Annotated in this window: 14 protein-coding genes; 11 read left to right on the top strand and 3 right to left on the bottom strand. The window is 44.7% G+C overall.

The features are described 5' to 3' along the window. Positions 1-6 precede the first annotated feature (6 nt). Positions 7-444 carry a Z-ring associated ZapG family protein gene (locus tag B4F66_RS11040; protein ID WP_292353974.1) on the bottom strand — a complete coding sequence of 146 codons (438 nt, stop codon included), beginning with the start codon at positions 442-444 and terminating at the stop codon, positions 7-9. 198 nt (positions 445-642) lie between these two features. On the opposite strand from B4F66_RS11040, the gene B4F66_RS11035 reads away from it, so the two are divergent. After that, positions 643-2,103 carry a helicase HerA-like C-terminal domain-containing protein gene (locus tag B4F66_RS11035; protein WP_292353976.1) on the top strand — a complete coding sequence of 487 codons (1,461 nt, stop codon included), beginning with the start codon at positions 643-645 and terminating at the stop codon, positions 2,101-2,103. A gap of 8 nt (positions 2,104-2,111) precedes the next feature. On the opposite strand, the gene B4F66_RS11030 is transcribed toward B4F66_RS11035, so the two are convergent. Beyond that, complete coding sequence (locus B4F66_RS11030; protein WP_292353978.1) at positions 2,112-2,870, bottom strand: lipopolysaccharide kinase InaA family protein; 759 nt, start codon at positions 2,868-2,870, stop codon at positions 2,112-2,114. Between the two features lie 259 nt (positions 2,871-3,129). Here B4F66_RS11030 and ubiK point away from each other — a divergent pair, with 259 nt between their 5' ends. The 8 genes from ubiK to B4F66_RS10990 all read left to right on the top strand — a co-directional run bounded on the left by ubiK (position 3,130) and on the right by B4F66_RS10990 (position 9,135). Next, entirely contained in the window at positions 3,130-3,378 is a 249-nt protein-coding gene (gene ubiK, locus B4F66_RS11025) for a ubiquinone biosynthesis accessory factor UbiK (protein ID WP_292353981.1), read from the top strand. Between the two features lie 37 nt (positions 3,379-3,415). After that, positions 3,416-4,168, top strand: a complete 753-nt coding sequence (locus tag B4F66_RS11020; RefSeq protein ID WP_292353983.1) for a hypothetical protein — start codon at positions 3,416-3,418, stop codon at positions 4,166-4,168. A 46-nt stretch (positions 4,169-4,214) separates the two neighbouring features. Then, positions 4,215-4,529, top strand: a complete 315-nt coding sequence (ppnP, locus tag B4F66_RS11015; RefSeq protein ID WP_136552894.1) for a pyrimidine/purine nucleoside phosphorylase — start codon at positions 4,215-4,217, stop codon at positions 4,527-4,529. Between the two features lie 183 nt (positions 4,530-4,712). Then, positions 4,713-5,561, top strand: a complete 849-nt coding sequence (gene phnC, locus B4F66_RS11010) for a phosphonate ABC transporter ATP-binding protein (RefSeq protein WP_292353987.1) — start codon at positions 4,713-4,715, stop codon at positions 5,559-5,561. Beyond that, the gene (phnD, locus tag B4F66_RS11005; protein WP_292353989.1) at positions 5,561-6,430 is read left to right on the top strand and encodes a phosphate/phosphite/phosphonate ABC transporter substrate-binding protein; all 870 of its coding nucleotides are present in this window, start codon (positions 5,561-5,563) and stop codon (positions 6,428-6,430) included. The genes phnC and phnD overlap by 1 nt, the downstream gene beginning before the upstream one ends. A 9-nt stretch (positions 6,431-6,439) precedes the next feature. Further along, the gene (gene phnE / locus B4F66_RS11000; protein WP_292353991.1) at positions 6,440-7,246 is read left to right on the top strand and encodes a phosphonate ABC transporter, permease protein PhnE; all 807 of its coding nucleotides are present in this window, start codon (positions 6,440-6,442) and stop codon (positions 7,244-7,246) included. 9 nt (positions 7,247-7,255) lie between these two features. Then, entirely contained in the window at positions 7,256-8,272 is a 1,017-nt protein-coding gene (locus B4F66_RS10995) for a phosphonate dehydrogenase (RefSeq protein WP_292353993.1), read from the top strand. Continuing rightward, positions 8,260-9,135: a LysR family transcriptional regulator gene (locus B4F66_RS10990; RefSeq protein ID WP_292353994.1), complete on the top strand. Its 876-nt coding sequence runs from the start codon at positions 8,260-8,262 to the stop codon at positions 9,133-9,135. The genes B4F66_RS10995 and B4F66_RS10990 overlap by 13 nt, the downstream gene beginning before the upstream one ends. A 7-nt stretch (positions 9,136-9,142) precedes the next feature. Here B4F66_RS10990 and B4F66_RS10985 read toward each other — a convergent pair whose 3' ends face one another. Next, a complete protein-coding gene (locus B4F66_RS10985) occupies positions 9,143-10,306 on the bottom strand; it encodes a DUF481 domain-containing protein (RefSeq protein WP_292353996.1) in 1,164 nt (387 codons plus the stop codon). 363 nt (positions 10,307-10,669) lie between these two features. On the opposite strand from B4F66_RS10985, the gene B4F66_RS10980 reads away from it, so the two are divergent. Together B4F66_RS10980 and B4F66_RS10975 are read left to right on the top strand one after the other, a co-directional pair. Beyond that, the gene (locus tag B4F66_RS10980; protein WP_292353998.1) at positions 10,670-12,370 is read left to right on the top strand and encodes a methyl-accepting chemotaxis protein; all 1,701 of its coding nucleotides are present in this window, start codon (positions 10,670-10,672) and stop codon (positions 12,368-12,370) included. Between the two features lie 229 nt (positions 12,371-12,599). Then, positions 12,600-14,726, top strand: coding sequence for a TonB-dependent siderophore receptor (locus B4F66_RS10975; RefSeq protein WP_292353999.1), 2,127 nt, complete (start codon positions 12,600-12,602; stop codon positions 14,724-14,726). Positions 14,727-14,772 lie beyond the last annotated feature (46 nt).

Genomic DNA, 14,772 nt, shown 5'->3' with positions numbered 1-14,772 from the left:
GATTTGTTAATAATCCTTTTGTACAGCCGTCGGGTTTACCTTGCTGTAATCGGGGTTAGGTTTTAAATCTTCTGTCAGCTCGGGTGGGATATGTTTATTGGCATCCGGACCATCCAGTAATGCACCGGCACGATCGGGTAATACTTTGCGTTCGGTGAAATTACCAAGCTTGTCATAACCTTCAGTCAGATGATCAAACATTTCTTTGTAAGGTGCTGCAATTGATACAAACAGATTGGCTGTTTTTTCGTGATAGGCATGCACTTCTTCTCGATAGGCATCCAGTTCGGCTTGCGTCTGCGCTAATTGACGTTCATGCGCCTGGGTCAGTTGTTTCATCTGTTCCGGGCTGCCAACGGGTTGCCGCCGACCCAACAGAAACCCCAAAATACCTGTAATTACTGCTGCAACAATGCCGATGGCCCATATTTCGATTGATGTCATGACAAATCCCTAATGAAATCTTTACTAAAAAGCTTATTATTTAACGTTACGATGTGGCAGAAAGTCTGCTGTGACTGACTACAGCATAGCTTGCATCAGAATAGTCCGCAAACCGATAAGCTGATATACGAGACATTTAAAGTGTTTAATATCCCATCAGGATTTCGAGACCGAATTGGCACAGATTAAGGAGAGCATATGGCACAACCCATGTTTGTAGGACAGGCTGAGCTACCGGTTTTTTTGTTACCCCAAATGGCCAACCGTCACGGTCTGGTGGCTGGAGCTACTGGCACCGGGAAGACCGTGACCCTTCAGGGACTTGCTGAAGCTTTCAGTAATATTGGTGTACCCGTGTTTGCTGCGGATATTAAAGGCGATTTATCTGGTATTAGTCAGCCTGGTAAACCGCATCCTAAAATCAGTGAACGTGTCACCTTAATGCAGCTGGAGGACTTTCAGTTTTCGGGATTTCCAACCACCTTTTGGGATGTGTTCGGTGAACAGGGGCATCCTGTTCGTACCACCATTTCCGATATGGGCCCATTACTGTTATCCCGGTTGATGAATCTCAACGATACGCAGCAAGGTGTGTTAACACTGATATTCCGGGTAGCGGATGATAATGGCTGGCTGGTGCTGGATCTGAAGGATTTACGTGCCATGCTGCAGTTCGTCGCTGAAAATGCAGGCGAATTCAGGACGTTATATGGCAATATTTCTGCGGCCAGTGTGGGGGCAATTCAACGCCGGTTACTGGTATTGGAAGAGCAGGGGGCGGACAAGCTGTTTGCGGAACCGGTATTAAATCTCGATGATTTGCTGCAAACCGATGTGCATGGCAAAGGCGTTATTAATTTGCTGACAGCCGATAAATTGATGCAGTCACCGCAGTTATACAGCACCTTTTTATTATGGCTGCTGGCCGAATTGTTTGATCAGTTGCCGGAAATCGGTGATCCGGAAAAACCCAAATTGGTGTTATTTTTTGATGAAGCGCATCTGATATTTGATGATGCACCCAAAGCACTGCTGGACAAGATTGAACAGGTGGTGCGATTAATTCGATCCAAAGGTGTTGGCGTCTATTTTGTGACGCAGAATCCGACTGATATTCCCGATAGTGTATTAGGTCAGCTGGGTAATCGTATTCAACATGCACTGCGTGCCTATACTGCCAAAGATCAAAAAGCAGTGAAAGCAGCGGCAGAAACCTTTCGTGATAATCCGGCGTTTTCCACCACGGAAGTGATTACTGATTTGGGCGTTGGAGAGGCGCTGGTATCAATGCTGGATGAAAAGGGGCGTCCGCAGATTGTGCAACGCACCATGATCAAGCCTCCTCAAAGTCAGATTGGACCCATTACGCCTCAGCAACGTCAGCAGTTATTGCGAAGCTCTCTGCTAGCCGGAGTGTATGACAAGATTTTGGATCGTGAGTCTGCCCATGAAGTGCTAGCTGAACGCGCTGAAAAAATGCAGCAGGCAGCTTTGGCAGAAAAGAATGAAGCAATGAAGGTAACGGTGAAACCATCGCGTGCGAGTAATCGTCAATCAATATTTGAAGCCTTTGCCAAAAGCGCGATGCGCTCGATTGGAAGCCAGATTGGTCGACGCTTAGTGCGTGGAATATTAGGTTCTCTGTTGAGAGGAAAATGATTTTTTAGTTATGTCGCTGACAATTCAGTAAAAATCATTTTACTTTTTGTGGCATTTTTCATTTGTAACTTTCGCCATAATTTTTTGGAACGGTTTGAAAGTTTTGCTTCCTGCTGATAAGCGCGGAAAAAAAACAGACGATCTTTTTCGGACCAGTTACCACCAGAGTGGCGATAAAGCGTAATCAAATCGCGATGAATGGCATTTTTTTTAAAAAGTTGCCATTTGAGCTTTTCCAGATCAATAAACCGGACTCGCCATGCACCATTCACATATTTAACAAAGATATGTTTTGGATACAGACAGTTGTGCTGGTAGTGATGCTGATGCATTAATCTCAGGTTTTTGGCAACTTCAGTGAGTAATGCACGTTTTTGCGGACGATCCAGTTTCAGTGAAGCGATATCCAGCGGTTGATAATCAGTAAGTGCCTTGGTCACCAGGATGGCTTTCATGCCACGCTGCCCAAAGAACAGCGCATTCAGGGTGGGGATATTTTTTTTGGTTAAACGCCTGATATTGCGGTATTCCTTGTAGAAGGTAGCTTGACCTTTAAAAGGATGTAATAGCGTTTTACTGGAGTGATTTTCCTGGCGTTTGATAAAAACCTCGACGGCTCCCGAATCAACCTGAATAGGTTGTTTTATAACGCCACTCCAGCCACCTCGACGTACGTTGGGTTCTTCAAACCAGTTGGTATAAAGGTGCCACAGTGAGTCAAAGTTAAGACTGCTTTTTTGGGAAGCTGAGTCGTCTGTAAGAAGCAATTTAGATACCGTCCTAGCGCCACTAATATAAACCAGTATCTGAGGATATTGCATAACCAAGTGAATATTCAAGTCATTTGTAATAGTTCTGTAATAAATAGTGTTATTTTTTTTTAGGATTACCGTTATAAACTCAGATTATTTTTGCGCTTTACGCTTTCAAGAGCAGATTTTTATTAGTCAAAACTGTCACCAAAATGTCAGTCTATTCTGCTTTACAGTAGAATAAGCTTGAGTAACCAAACTTAAAGGAAGCCTCATGATAGATCCGAAAAAATTCGATGAAATCGCCGACACTATTACCCGTGCCTTGCCACCAGGCTTACTGCAGATGCGTGAAGACGCTGAAAAGAATATTCGTGCTGCAATGAGCTCTACGTTTAACAAGCTGGATTTAGTGACCAGAGAAGAGTTTGAAGTGCAGTCGCAGGTGTTGCTACGTACCCGTGAAAAGCTGGAAGCTCTGGAAAAACGTGTAGAAGAACTGGAACAGCTCAATACAAAATAAACGTTTTACCATCACTAAAAAGGACGTTAGTAGAGAAATGAAAAAATCAGTGATTTTGATCCCATCAGCGCTGCTGGTGTTGATCATGCCAATGATGGCAGGTGTTCAGGCAGATACGTCTACACAATCTGCTGCTACGATCAGTCAAAACCATAAGCAAAGCCTTGAAGGACATTGGGTGGATACCTCAGGACGTGGGGTTTTAACCTTTGATAATGGCATCGCATTTTTATCACCAGCCGGTGAAGCTGATCCACAGAATACCTATCAGGTTGAATTATCAGCTGATGATCAGTTGACGATGATACCTGCAGAGGGCAGCAAAAAAACCAATAAAACCATTACCACCGAAGTGGACTGGCAGAAACAAAGCTTCAGTTTCAAAAATGGACTTTATAACTTTGTGCGTCCACCGCAGATAAGTGCACAGGAATTGGATAGCTATTGGCATGAAGAAGCTGATATGCAGGGCGCAAAGCATATCCGAGCCATGGAATATAAAGATAATGCCACACGCTACGATTACTATTGGTGGCGGGTTACCCAGGCATTGGGCACCTTTCAGAAAGGAGTTGATAGGGACGTACCGTTAAAAATGCAGCATGGTTTTGTGTTTACCGACCCTAAATCAAGCAGTCCCTATGTACATTATGCAATCAAAAAAGAGGGTGACACCATTCATTACGTAGATCGTAATGGTGCTACCTGGTCAGAAACCAAAACCGATACGCTTTACGTCTATGAAGTGCCAAAAGGCTTTAAAGAGATGAAAGACTGGATGACACCTTGATAACTCCGGCGTATATTTCTCCACATTTTTATCATTAGAGAATCCTATGTCTACATTTGAAAATGTCACGGTAACCCGTGAAGCCAATATCTATTTCGATGGCAAAGTCACCAGCCGCAAAGTCACCTTTGAGGATGGCAGCTATAAAACGCTTGGCATTATGATGCCGGGTGAATATAAATTTGGCACCGAGAAAGCCGAGTTAATGGAAATTCTCGCCGGCCAGCTGCGCTACCGTCTCGATGGCGACACCGAGTGGACACCGATTACCTACGGTCAGTCATTCAATGTACCGGCTAATTCATCATTTGATATCGAAATCACCGAATTAGTCGATTATTGCTGCAGTTATCTTGATTAAATTGTATTGAAAATGATTTTGCTAAACCGCCGTATGTTGCAGTACGGCGGTTTTTTTATGTCTTTTACCACACCTTCTGTCATTAAATCGTCATTTAACCTTCATTTATCGGTCATATACAAACCTTAGCATTCGATTGTGAACCGCAATACTGCGGTGCTAAATATTGCGAAAGGTGATGATATGACTGCAACCAAGACATCTCAATCGATTCTCTCAATTGATAATCTTGGTATTACCTATCCAGGTGGTATTGAAGCATTACGAACAACTTCAATCGACTTTCAAGCTGGCAAATTCAATGTACTGCTTGGATTATCAGGAGCCGGAAAATCGTCGTTATTAAGGGCACTGAATCATCTAGTCAAACCGACTTCAGGTAAAGTGATTTCAGCCGAATTCGGGGTATTGAACAATCAACGTACCCTGCGCCGACATCGCCGTAAAACCGCTATGGTTTTTCAGCACCATCAATTGATCCTGCGTCACACCGCTTTACAAAATGTGCTGATGGGTCGGCTGGGTTATCACTCATTCTGGCGTAGCCTTATGCCGATGCCTAAAAGCGATTTGGAGCTGGCATTACATTGTCTGGATAGGGTCGGGTTGGCGGATAAAGCCATGACGCGTGTTGATCAGTTATCTGGGGGGCAGCAGCAACGAGTCGGTATTGCTAGAGCCTTGGCTCAGCAGCCCACCATCATTCTGGCGGATGAACCCGTTGCCAGTCTGGATCCTGCTACTTCCGAAAAAGTCCTGTCTCAGCTGAAAAAAATCTGTGCTGAAGACGGTATCACCAGCATTGTGTCTTTGCATCAGCTTGAATACGCCAAACGTTTTGCCGATCGCATTATTGGTCTGGCCAATGCACAAGTGGTGTTTGATGCTGCCCCTGAACAGCTTGATGACAAACAACTGGCGTTGATTTACCAGCAACCTGCTGAAAAAAATAAGTCCACCCAAGATAGCCAACCCAAATCCTCCCCTGAACGTTTACCTACTAAAACTGCAACACAACTGGAGATTGCCTGATGAAACTGTTTAAACAATTACTGTTAGCGACATCCTTATTGGTCACTGCCGTTGCCCCAAGCATGGCGGCTGATGCTGACCCAGATCCGGATACGTTAAAAGTTGCCTTACTTCCCGATGAAAATGCGTCAGAGCTCATCAAGCGGAATCAACCGTTAAAAGACTATCTCGAATCCACGCTGAATAAAAAAGTAGAGTTGATTGTCACCACCGATTATTCCTCGATGATTGAGGCGATGCGATTTGGCCGTATTGATTTAGCCTATTTTGGACCACTTTCTTATGTGATGGCGAAATCGAAAAGTGAGATTGAACCGTTTGCTGCCATGGTGATAGATGGGGTGCCGACTTATCGTTCTATTCTGATTGCCAACGTCGATTCCGGTGTGGATTCATATGCGGATATCAAAGGTAAAAAAATGGCCTACGGTGACCGGGCTTCTACCTCCAGCCATCTCATCCCTAAAACGGTGCTGTTGGAAGAAGGTGGGATCGAAGCAGAAACTGATTATGAACAGCATTTTGTGGGAAGCCATGATGCCGTTGCAGTGAATGTGGCCAATGGAAATGCCGATGCCGGTGGCTTGTCTGAAGTGATTTTCAAGTATGTCGTAGAACGCGAACTGATTGATCCGGCGAAGGTAAAAGTGCTGGGTTACAGTAAGCCGTTTCCTCAATACCCTTGGGCCATGCGTTCAAACCTGAATGATGAACTGAAAGTACAAATCAAAGACGCCTTTATCAGTCTGGATGATGAAGAAGTGTTGAAGAACTTTAAAGCCGAGGGTTTTGCACCGATTACCGATGCAGACTATGACGTGATTCGTGATATGGGCAAATTACTGAATCTTGATTTTTCCAAGATGTAAGGTTGATTTATGACTACCCATGTCCTTGAACAATCAGAGGCACTGAAACGTTACAGCCAGCGCTGGAAAAAACAAACTCTGCAAGTGATGGCCTTATTGGCCATCATTCTGCTGGCAGCCTGGTATGTTGATGTCCTTAATTTTGAATTACTGGCGAATGGTTTGCCCGCTATTGGCACATTGGCCAGTGAATCATTTCCACCCGACTTTACCCATCTTCGTGACTGGTTTTCACCCTTATTGGATACCCTGGCGATGAGTATTGCCGGCACAGCAATCGCGGTGATGTTTTCAGTCCCGATGGCGTTTCTGGCTGCACGAAATACCTCACCACATGGTGTGGTGTTTCAACTGGCCCGGGTGGTATTAAATGCGTTGCGGTCGGTCCCAGAACTAATCATGGGGATTATTTTTGTTGCCGCTGTGGGATTTGGGGCATTACCCGGTGTCCTGGCTTTGGCACTGCATTCCATCGGTATGGTGGGCAAGTTCTTTGCTGAAGCGATAGAACATGTGGATGAAGCGCCCGTTGAAGCAGCCCGAGCAGCCGGCGCTTCGCCAATGCAGGTGTTATATCACGCCATTCTGCCACAAGTAATGCCTCAGTTTGCCGATGTGGCCATTTATCGCTGGGAATATAACTTCCGTGCTTCCACGGTCATGGGCATGGTCGGAGCCGGCGGCATCGGTTTTGAGCTGATGGGGTCGCTACGCATTATGCAGTATCAGGAAGTATTTGCGATTCTGCTGGTGATTCTGTTGATGGTTACGCTGGTTGACGCATTAAGCGGCGTGTTACGCAAAAAATTCAAGTAAAGGATGACAATGAAACCAAAACTGGTGATTACCCATAAAGTACATGATGAAGTGCTGGAAATGCTCGCACCGCATTGTGATGTGATAACCAATCAGACAACTTGCAGTCTTTCACGGCATGACACCATTCAGCTGGCAGCGGATGCGGATGCGTTAATGGTGTTTATGCCGGATCGGGTTGATGCTGATTTCCTAAAGGCCTGCCCGAAATTGAAAGTAATCGGTGCTGCATTAAAAGGTTACGACAATTTTGATGTGGAAGCCTGCACGGCGAACAATGTCTGGCTGACCTTTGTGCCGGATTTACTGACCGTTCCCACGGCTGAATTGACCATTGGTCTGATGGTCGGGCTGATCCGCCATATTCGGGCGTCCGATGAACATGTGCGAAGCGGTTATTTTAAAGGCTGGCGACCACAATTTTATGGGCTTGGCGTTGAAGGCTCTACCATTGCCATTATCGGCATGGGAGCGATTGGTCAGGCGATTGCTCAAAGGCTATCTGGCTGGGATGCAAAATTAATTTATACCGATCAGCAGCCTTTGTCTGCTAAAAAACAGGCGGCATTAAACCTGGAGTTTGTGTCACTGGATGAAGCGCTTGCACAGGCAGATATTGTGATTATGGCCTTGCCTTTAAACGCGCAAACGCAGCATTTAGTGAATGAACCGCGTTTAAAGCAGATGCAGTCCGGTGCGTTTTTGGTTAATCCTTGTCGCGGTTCAGTTGTCGATGAAGCTGCCGTTTTACGCATGCTGAGTAAGGGCCATCTGGCTGGGTATGCCAGTGACGTATTTGAAATGGAGGATTGGGCAAGAGCGGATCGACCAGGTGAAATCGATCAGGAGCTGTTGACGCATCCCAAAACACTATTCACCTCACATATCGGTTCAGCTGTAAGCAAGGTACGACTGGCCATTGAACAACGTGCCGCTGAAAACATTCTCAGCGTATTACGAGGTGAACAGCCACTTGATCCAGCAAATCAGTTATCTGACAAAAAGGAAATGTCATGCTCAACCTGATCTGGCTGAAAAGCCTGATAACCGTGATCGAGCAGCACAGTTTTCAGGCGGCGGCCAGTCAATTGGGTTTGGCTCAACCTACCATCACACAGCATATTCAAAAGCTGGAAGAAATGCTGAAGGTGTCACTGATTCAGCGAGGACGTAGTGGCTGCCAGCCGACAGAACATGCGTTAAGGTTGTTGCCTTATGCTGAGAGCATGTTACGTCTACAGGACAGAGCGTTACTGGCAATTAAGTCACCCAAGCTTAAAGTGGGCGCCAGTTCCAATATCGGTATTTATCTATTGCAGCCTTATTTACATGATTTCCTTCGCCATCAATCACAGGAGGAAGACAAGCTGGACTTACTGATTGATAACAATCCTACAGTTGCTGACAAACTGGAAAACGCTGAAATCGATATTGCCCTGATGGAATGGTGGTCATCTAAAGCCGGGTTTGAATCGCAAACCTGGAAAATAGAACCTTTGGTGTTGATTACACCCACGGATCATCCGCTGGCAAAGCTGCCATCAATAAGTAAATCAATTTTAGCCGGACTGGATTTGATAGGCGGTGAATCGGGGAGTGGAACAGGTCGATTGCTGAAAACGTATTTACAGGATTTTCAGCAGATGCCCAAAGTCACAATGCAACTAGGAAGCACAGAGGCTGTGAAACAGGCAGTTCGGGCGGGGCTGGGTATCTCACTGGTATTTGCCTCTGCCGTTGCCGATGAGGTAAGGCATGGAAGTTTATGCGCCATTCCGATTGAAGATAATGCTTTAAGAAAGTCCATCCAACTTGTCTGGCGACAACACCCGGCCGCTCAACAGAAACGGCCGGAGTTTGTCGATTATCTGCTACAGGATAATCCCTAGGGTCTGTTTACTCCCAATCGTAAACCAGATTCAGCCGATAATTGGTATCAGTCGTTTCAGCATCGCCGGCTGGTTGACTGTTGTACTGACTTCTCAGGCTGGCGCGTAGCTTCCAGGCTTCATCGTTGGTAATTGGCAATTCAGCGCCAAAATTAGTGACCAGCAGATAATTTTGTCCGGGGCTGCTAAACGAAGGGTAGTAAGTTAAATCGTGAAACAGATTCATTCGGCTATTGAGGTTGTAATTGGTTTCATAACCTAAAACGCCCGTTGGATCTTTTTCAGTGGTGCCATCAGAGTAACTTTCAAATCGATAACCGACACCGGCAAAGCCTTTAAAGACTAAATCCGGTTCCTGAATAAAAAATCGACCCAGACTGGCGGTGGCTATTGCCCGTAAATCCAGTTCTTCAAAATCATCAATCTCAAAATCGGCGCTGCCACGGGCAAAATAGTTTTCACTGATATCACGTTCTAATTTGATACCCGCCAGTTTCTCGTTCTCGGTTTGTTCGTCATCTTCCTTGGCATAATTGACTTCCAGGTACATGCCTAAACGTTCATTCACAGTTTCTCGGAAAAGCTCACCCCGACCGGTGACGGACATTCGATCAGTATTACCACTGGCTCCCTGAATACCAAATGCCAGATTACCGCTCCATGGATCCAGTAGTGCTTCGCGTTCCGCTCGGAGCTGTTGCACTTCGGCTGTATACGTTTCTTCCAATGCGGCTTTTTCCTGTGCCTGAGCTGTTTTGATTTGCTCAATTTCCTGCTGATATTGCTGTTCCAGTTGAGCATTCTGGGGTTGCACAGCATCTTTTTCCCACAGCGTATTAATCCGTTTTGGATCGATATCCACTGTACCAAATGCTGTACCAGTTAACTGGTGTTGCCCCTTATCATTAACAGTCAGCTGGCCCAGAACCCGATCACTACTATCAAGTTCAATAAGATGCTTCTGATCTGTACTGATTTGTGTCACTCGATTGAAATCAACGGTAACTTCATCGGCAAAAGCAGTATCCATAACCACTTTGCCTTCAGAAATCTGTTTAATAGAACCTTTAAGAATACTGCCATCATCGAGCAATATCTGATCCGCTGCGAGGCTGGTGGAAGTGAAAAGAAGAACGGTGGATATAGCGGTGCTCAATCGACGTTGAAGCATGATTTCTCCGTATTTGATTAAGGTCTTCCGTGAATCTACGACGATTATTTGATGGATTACCTTTGGTTCAAAAATGCTTTGCCAAGGATGCGAAACCGAAGCTTTATAAATTGACTGAAACGTTATTTTTAAAACAATTTATTCGCGGTCTGGAAAAACGACTCCCACAGACCCTAAAAAATAAAACGTGAAAATACTGTGAAAAAGAATATTCATTTTCTTCAAATGACGTTTGGCTGTTGTCTCTTTTGATAATTTTCACTTGGGAAAATTTCCTAGGTTTGCTGAAGCTGTGCCGTTATAATCTTTTGTTATATGGCATAACGCTTTAAGCCATCACCGAGCCCCTTATCAGGATAAACAATGAAGTTCATAAATAACCTGCCGATTGGCAAGAAAATTTTCACCGTGGTCATTGTTCTTGGGTTGACCCAACTATTGATAGCGGCTTTTGCAATTTTAAAAATGCAAGAAATCTCAGAAGAATTTTCGGTGATGAATGAGATGGTTATTCCACTTGAAAGACGCGTCGCCAAGACCAGCGAACTTCAGTACAAAAAAGCCGCTACCTTGCAGTCACTTTTGCTGGATGCCCGCTCTGGTGCGCCCAGAAGTATCATCAAGACCCATTTCGCAGAAATAGAAAATATAACCACAGAGAGTCAGCTTACCTTGGCTGAAACCGTCGGTATTCTTGAACAAGCCAAAAGCACAAACCTGCAAGCTGAAATGCTGGTGGATGTGACAAGCATGTCGGAAAATATTGAAACAATCGTTCAACAGCAACAGAACTATCAGGCTTATGTAGATGCAGCGATCAATGTCATCAAACGGGGGGGCAGCATGTCCGGCGGTGGTTATTTGTCTGAAGAGGAACAACGAGAACTAAAAACGATTGAAGCTGAATTATTCGTCACTCTGGCTGCGATGAAGGCGAGTATTGATAACATTTCACAACGTGCGGTCAGTAACGTTGAGCAGAAACAAAAAACCAGCATCCTTAGCCTGATAGCCATCGCTGCAGCATCATTATTACTTGGTGTCTTCATTTCAAAAATTATTATTAATAATATTGTCCGGCCCATCAAAGAGGTTATGAGTACCCTCAGCGCGATGGCACAGGATAACGATCTCACCAGAAGAATGACCTTCACCAGCAAAGATGAAGTCGGGGCGATGGGCAGTGTGTTTAATTCGTTCGTTGAAAAGCTTCAGGAGCTGGTGGTGGGGATTACATCTGCATCAGAGCAGTTATCGACCGCCGCGGAAGAAACCTCGGCAGTCAGCGAAACAACCAATACCAATATTGCCAAACAGAAAAATGAAACGGCGCAGGTTGCTACTGCTATCAATCAAATGACGGCAACGGTAGAAGAAGTGGCGGCCAATGCTGAGAAAGCATCAAATGCCGCCCGCAAAGGTGAAGCTGACTCTGAAGCAGGCAGAAATGTCGTTGAGCAAATCATGACATCAATTAATGCATTAGCCTCTGAAATCAATGATTCCTCCGGCGTGATTACCAAAGTGAAGACGGATAGCGAAAACATCGGTCTTATTCTGGATGTCATCAAAAACATCGCCGAACAAACAAACCTGTTGGCACTGAATGCTGCTATTGAAGCCGCCAGGGCAGGGGATCAGGGACGAGGTTTTGCAGTCGTGGCAGATGAAGTTCGTACACTCGCTCAACGCACTCAACAATCTACACAGGAAATCGAATCGCTTATTTCAACATTACAGGCCGGTTCAGATAATGCGGTTCAATCCATGGAGCAAAATCAGTCGAGTATTACACAACTAGTCGCCAAGGGCACTGAAGCCACAAGTTCGTTGCTGGCAATCACACAGTCAGTCCGTGCCATCACCGAGATGAATCTATCGATTACCACAGCAGCAGAAGAACAAAGCCATGTGGTAAACGATATCAACCGAAATATTCATACCATTCAACACGTGTCTGAAAGCACCGCAGAAGGCTCAGAACAAGTCTCCAAAGCCAGCCAGGAAATTGCCAAGTTAAGTGAAAAACTCACGGCGATGGTCAGGCAGTTTAACGTTTCATAAAACAATCGCGTAAACGTTTTCTTTAAATATAACCAGGGATTTGTTGATCTTCATAGTCACATTTGAATGATCAACAGACCCTTGAGGTCACAAACTTTATTTATTTGTAGATAATAATGAATATTATTTAGATTATTATTGACAGTAATTTTTGACTAGCTGATAATTTATCAATTCATCGTTGCTATACATGCGGCGATTCCTCTCCTCGTTAGTAAGTTGAAGATAAATGTCTCGCATTGATAATAAAAAAATCCCGTTAAAAGCTTTAAACACTAAGTCCCAACGTCATACTGCTGCTCTTCTCCTATGTACTCCATTAGTTGCTGTGTCTCTTAACGTGAATGCACAGGAAGAAAGCGATAAAGAAGTCTATCGGTTTGCCCCAATCATCGTTAATACTCAAGCCATGGCTGACGATGATGCAAATTCAATCGTCGCTCAGGAAATTTCGGTGGGTGGAAAAGTAGCGACCAGTATTCTGGATACACCTGCTTCTGTCTCAGTGATTACCGAAAAAGAAATTGAGCAACGCCATGCGAGCACTACAGAAGAAGTGTTGCAATACACGCCTGGCATTATCACGGATTATTACGGTACGGATGATCGTAATGATTATTTCCAGATCCGCGGCTTTTCAGCGACAACATATCGCGATGGTCTGACCTTAGGATCAATGCGAGGTGTGCGTGAAGATGCCTATGCCTTTGAGCGTGTTGAAGTGTTGCGTGGTGCTAACTCAACTTTGTTTGGGGCTGCTGATCCGGGTGGATCGGTCAATTTTGTCAGCAAAACGCCAAAATTTGAGCAGTTTGGCAGCGGTTATGCCCGTTATGGTTCATTTGACCACAAAGAGGTCGGTCTTGATGTCGGTGACACCTTAAACGAAGACAAAACGCTCGCTTACCGCTTTACCGGTAAATTTCAGGACAGTGAACGCGAATACGATTATTCCAAAGACGATAATGAGTTCTTTATGGGCGGCATTACCTGGGAGCCAACTGATTTCACCTCTGCGACATTATTATTGGATTACCTGAATCGCGATAGTACGCCTAACAGTGGTGGTTATCCTAAAGACAGGGAGTATGACCGCGATGAGTTTTATGGAGAACCCGATTTCAATTCTCAGGAAGTAGAACGCACCAGCATAACCGGCATGTTCAGCCATGACTTTGATAACGGTTTTATTGTTCGCGCTAATTTACGCTATAGCGATTTAACTGATGATTTTGGTTATGCTTATTTGACAGGCACTTCAAGCGCCGCAGGTGCAAACAGAGCTTATTTTGGGACAGACAGCCAAGCTCAGGAGCTAATAGGTAACGCAATTGTGCAATATGATGCTCGCTTTGAGCACTTTGATACAAGTACGCTTATTGGTGTTGAGTATCGTGATGCATCTACCGAAGATAGTAGTATTTATGACCCGAATGTAGTCGCACCTATTAATATTGCCAATCCAGTTTATAGCGGTATATCGAGTCTTCCAGCACCATATAGTGCAAATGATCAGGATTACACAACGGAGTCTATTTTCCTACAACAAAACCTGTCATTTGCTGAGCGTTTTATTGTTACGGCTGGAGTTCGTACTGATCACATGGATCTTTCAAGTACGGATATTACCGGATTCGAAAAGTCGGATAATTTAACTGAAACATCATTGCGTGGCGCGCTAACCTATAAAGTTACAGACGAGGTTTCCACTTATATCAGTATGGTTGAATCGGTTGCTCCTCCATCAATTGGTGTAAAACCAGAGCGTGGTAAGCAATATGAAGTGGGTCTGAAATTTGCTCCTGCTGGTTCTAACGCGCTTTACTCAATGGCTATCTATGATCTTACTAAAGACGATGTCACTATCGCTGTTGTTCAAGAAAATGGATCGATTGAACGGGAGACTATTGGTGAATCAAGAGTAAAAGGGCTGGATTTAGAGGCCAAAGTAGAATTAAGCGATAGTTTCAGCTTAACCGGTGCTTATTCTTACATGGAGACAGAAGTAGTAAGCGGCACCTTACGTGATGGCTCTTCTATTAAAGGCAATGAGTTTACATCTGCACCAAAACAAATGGCATCGGTTTGGGGGCATTACACATTTCCTGCTCGGGATATGAGTTTGGGCCTTGGCGTTCGTTATACCGGCTCGTACTACTTCGATGCAGTGAATTCAGCAAAGAGCGATTCAGCTACATTGGTTGATTCTTCATTCAGTTACGAGTTTTACCAAAATACCGATTTAACGGTTTATGTACGTAACCTGTTTGATGAGCAACACGTAGTGGGATCCGGTACGGCCAATTATTACAATCCAGGCCGTGAAGTCCTGGCTACAGTTAACTATAACTGGTAAATCCATCAGCTAATCAAGAGGTCAGACATTTAACAATGTCTGGCCT

Source organism: Methylophaga sp. UBA3603 (assembly GCF_002375335.1).
Lineage (GTDB): Bacteria > Pseudomonadota > Gammaproteobacteria > Nitrosococcales > Methylophagaceae > Methylophaga.
Note: the sequence above shows the minus strand (reverse complement) of the source record. Positions and strands in the feature narration are given on the sequence as shown.

What these genes read in the sequence shown, in the direction of transcription:
- B4F66_RS11040 (WP_292353974.1), bottom strand. Translation starts at nt 444, where the DNA reads ATGACATCAATCGAAATATGGGCCATCGGCATTGTTGCAGCAGTAATT.
- B4F66_RS11035 (WP_292353976.1), top strand. Translation starts at nt 643, where the DNA reads ATGGCACAACCCATGTTTGTAGGACAGGCTGAGCTACCGGTTTTTTTG.
- ubiK (WP_292353981.1), top strand. Translation starts at nt 3,130, where the DNA reads ATGATAGATCCGAAAAAATTCGATGAAATCGCCGACACTATTACCCGT.
- B4F66_RS11020 (WP_292353983.1), top strand. Translation starts at nt 3,416, where the DNA reads ATGAAAAAATCAGTGATTTTGATCCCATCAGCGCTGCTGGTGTTGATC.
- ppnP (WP_136552894.1), top strand. Translation starts at nt 4,215, where the DNA reads ATGTCTACATTTGAAAATGTCACGGTAACCCGTGAAGCCAATATCTAT.
- phnC (WP_292353987.1), top strand. Translation starts at nt 4,713, where the DNA reads ATGACTGCAACCAAGACATCTCAATCGATTCTCTCAATTGATAATCTT.
- phnD (WP_292353989.1), top strand. Translation starts at nt 5,561, where the DNA reads ATGAAACTGTTTAAACAATTACTGTTAGCGACATCCTTATTGGTCACT.
- phnE (WP_292353991.1), top strand. Translation starts at nt 6,440, where the DNA reads ATGACTACCCATGTCCTTGAACAATCAGAGGCACTGAAACGTTACAGC.
- B4F66_RS10995 (WP_292353993.1), top strand. Translation starts at nt 7,256, where the DNA reads ATGAAACCAAAACTGGTGATTACCCATAAAGTACATGATGAAGTGCTG.
- B4F66_RS10990 (WP_292353994.1), top strand. Translation starts at nt 8,260, where the DNA reads ATGCTCAACCTGATCTGGCTGAAAAGCCTGATAACCGTGATCGAGCAG.
- B4F66_RS10985 (WP_292353996.1), bottom strand. Translation starts at nt 10,306, where the DNA reads ATGCTTCAACGTCGATTGAGCACCGCTATATCCACCGTTCTTCTTTTC.
- B4F66_RS10980 (WP_292353998.1), top strand. Translation starts at nt 10,670, where the DNA reads ATGAAGTTCATAAATAACCTGCCGATTGGCAAGAAAATTTTCACCGTG.
- B4F66_RS10975 (WP_292353999.1), top strand. Translation starts at nt 12,600, where the DNA reads ATGTCTCGCATTGATAATAAAAAAATCCCGTTAAAAGCTTTAAACACT.